Annotated in this window: 4 protein-coding genes; all 4 read right to left on the bottom strand. The window is 64.1% G+C overall.

Features of this window, described 5'->3' with window-relative positions; translation table 11 throughout:
• Window positions 1-51 precede the first annotated feature (51 nt).
• Window positions 52-468 carry a hypothetical protein gene (locus ACK4SV_RS16755; protein ID WP_409918986.1) on the bottom strand — a complete coding sequence of 139 codons (417 nt, stop codon included), beginning with the start codon at window positions 466-468 and terminating at the stop codon, window positions 52-54.
• Window positions 469-499: 31 nt separating this feature from the next.
• On the bottom strand, window positions 500-1,552 hold the full coding sequence (locus tag ACK4SV_RS16750; RefSeq protein WP_409918985.1) for a MaoC family dehydratase: 1,053 nt from the start codon (window positions 1,550-1,552) through the stop codon (window positions 500-502).
• A gap of 49 nt (window positions 1,553-1,601) precedes the next feature.
• Window positions 1,602-1,871, bottom strand: a complete 270-nt coding sequence (locus tag ACK4SV_RS16745) for a hypothetical protein (protein WP_409918984.1) — start codon at window positions 1,869-1,871, stop codon at window positions 1,602-1,604.
• Between the two features lie 81 nt (window positions 1,872-1,952).
• Window positions 1,953-2,300 (bottom strand): ArsC/Spx/MgsR family protein, encoded by a 348-nt coding sequence (locus tag ACK4SV_RS16740; protein WP_409918983.1) that lies wholly within the window; start codon window positions 2,298-2,300, stop codon window positions 1,953-1,955.
• Between the last annotated feature and the right edge of the window lie 234 nt (window positions 2,301-2,534).

Genomic DNA, 2,534 nt, shown 5'->3' with positions numbered 1-2,534 from the left:
TTGGGTCTCTTCGATTTTTCCCCTGAGGCGGGAAGTAGCCAACCCGCTCCCCTATTTCGGAACGCGCGTCGATGCAATCCAGCCCCCGACCTGAACCGCCAGCGCGCCCAGAAGAAGCAGCGGCAGCAGCTTATGGTCGAACAAGAGCGCGACCGTCACCGCCGCCATGCAGGTATAGTCCACGATATCACTCGACATCAGCCAGCCCAGCGGCCCGCGCGCCCGGCGGATATCCACCAGTGTCACATTCCGCCAGACCCGGCCCATATCCGGCGGCCCGAACGCGGCCAGCACCTCCTTGGGGTCGAGCAGGCCGGTCATCTCGGCCAGATCCTGCATCCGCGCCTCGCCCGACGCGATCATGCGCTTGCGGCTGGATGTGCCGAGCAGGCTGACAATCGCCGATAGGATCACGCCCAGCGCAATCGCAAATTCGGTGAAGCCCGCATAAGGAGGATAGCCGCCCATCGGTGCGATATAGGAGGGCGCGGGGCGCTTGTCAGCGGGCCCGCGGAATTGCCGCCCAGTAATCGAAATCGAGCAGCACGCGGGCGTCATATTTGCCGTCCGCGTCCTTGTAGAGGAAGGCGCCGGGATCAGCGTCCTTCACCGCCACGAGGCGCAGCCGCAGCGCGCCGCACGTCTCCGACAGCTCCGCCTTGTCCAGCACTTCGCTCCAGGCATAGATCGTGTCCCAGGCGAACAGCGGCCCGGCATGGCTGCCGGCATTGATCGCCAGGATCTGCCCGGCATTGGCGAGGCCGTTGAACGCCAGCGAACGGGCAATCGAGATCACCACCCCGCCATAGACGAGCCGCTTGCCGAACCGGCTTTCCTTCTGGCCGTGATAGTCGAAGTGCACCTTGGCGGTGTTCTGGTAGAGGCGCGTCGCAATCTGGTGCTCGGCCTCCTGGATGGTCATGCCGTCGATATGGCTGATCTTCTCGCCGACCTCGTAATCCTCATACACATGCCGGCTGCCGGACTGGGCGAAATACCAGGTCTCCATCTCGGGAAAGCCGGTCAGGTCGCTTGCCGCCACTGCTGCCGGCAGGTCTGGCACCACGGTTTCGGGCGCAGGGGACCCGGCATGGCGCTTGTTGACCATCACCCAGCGCACGAAGGTCATGACCTCCTCGCCGCGCTGGTTCAGCCCGCGGGTGCGCACCCAGACGACGCCGGTCTTGCCGTTGGAGTTTTCCTTCACCCCGATCACATCGGAGGTCGCCCGCAGCGTATCGCCCGGCAGCACCGGCCGCAGGATGCGCCCATCGGCGTAGCCGAGATTGGCGACGGCATTCAGCGAGATATCCGGCACCGTCTTGCCGAACACGATATGGAAGGCGTGCAGCGGATCCACGCACAGGCCCGGCAGGCCGGAGGCCCTGGCGAACTCGGCGGATGAATATTGCGCATACCGCCCGCCGGTCAGCGCCCGGTAGAGCGCGAGGTCGCCCTCGGTCACGGTCTGCGGGGTCGGGTGGATCAGGGTTTCGCCCGGCCGGAAATCCTCGAAGAACTTGCCCGGACTGGATTTTACGCTCGCGCTCATGTCTCTCGCCTCATCATCTGACGGGCGAGCCTCTAGCGCCTTCCGGCGTTCAACTCCAGAAGCGCTCTGGCACACCCAGGACTGTTTGCGCAAACACCTGCAATTGCGGCGCCGCCGATGCGAGGGCCGCGCTGATCAGCGGCAGGCTCGCGGCCATCACAGCCGCAAAGCCGAGGACACCGGCCAGCATCTGCTGGTCGCGCCGCTCACGAAACTCGTCAAAGGCCCGGTTCCCCATCAGGATCCAGGGCAGGCCAAAAGCCGCAAAGGCGGCAAAGCCCAGCAGGAGGCCGGCGAAAATCAGGGCGATCAGGGTCATGCGTTGCTTATCGCAGAGGCGTCCTGATATCGCCCTTACAGAATCGGTGAAATTTGATCGATCTGCCGCAAATGCTACAGATCAGGCGATGTCCAGCAGCCGCTCGTTCGGCCGGCCGAGCACGGCCTTCTTCCCGTGGATGCCGATCGGCCGCTGGATCAGCTTCGGATTCTCCGCCATCGCGGCAAAGACATCCTCATCGCCCGCCGTCTCGGCAAGCCCGGCCGCCGCCGCATCCTTCTCCCGCAGGAAAACCCGCGGGCTGACCCCGCCCATCTTCTTCGCGATGTCCTTGAGTTCGTCGGCCGACAGCCGCTCCGCCGCGCTCATATATTTGCGCACCTGCGGCTCAATGCCCCGGGCCTTGAGCAGCTCCAGCCCCTTCTTCGACGACCCGCAACCGGGATGATGGATGAGGATATAGGACATGGGCGGCTCCATTGCGGTTCGGATCTGGATTTAGGGGCGCGCGGCACGGTGTCGAGGGGAAAGAGCCCTCACCTCCCACCGCCTCCGGCGGCGGGCCCCTCCTCTCCCATTTCATGCAGGGCTGTCCGGGGAAAGTACGTCATTTGAGTTTGAGGGACATTTGTTGCGGGTCGTAGCTTTGGGTTTGCCTTCGGCAAAAGATTGGTTTGTCGATGTTTTCGATGGCCTTTCTGA

It is taken from the genome of Hyphomonas sp., assembly GCF_046313735.1.
Classification (GTDB): Bacteria; Pseudomonadota; Alphaproteobacteria; order Caulobacterales; family Hyphomonadaceae; genus Hyphomonas.
Note: the sequence above shows the minus strand (reverse complement) of the source record. Positions and strands in the feature narration are given on the sequence as shown.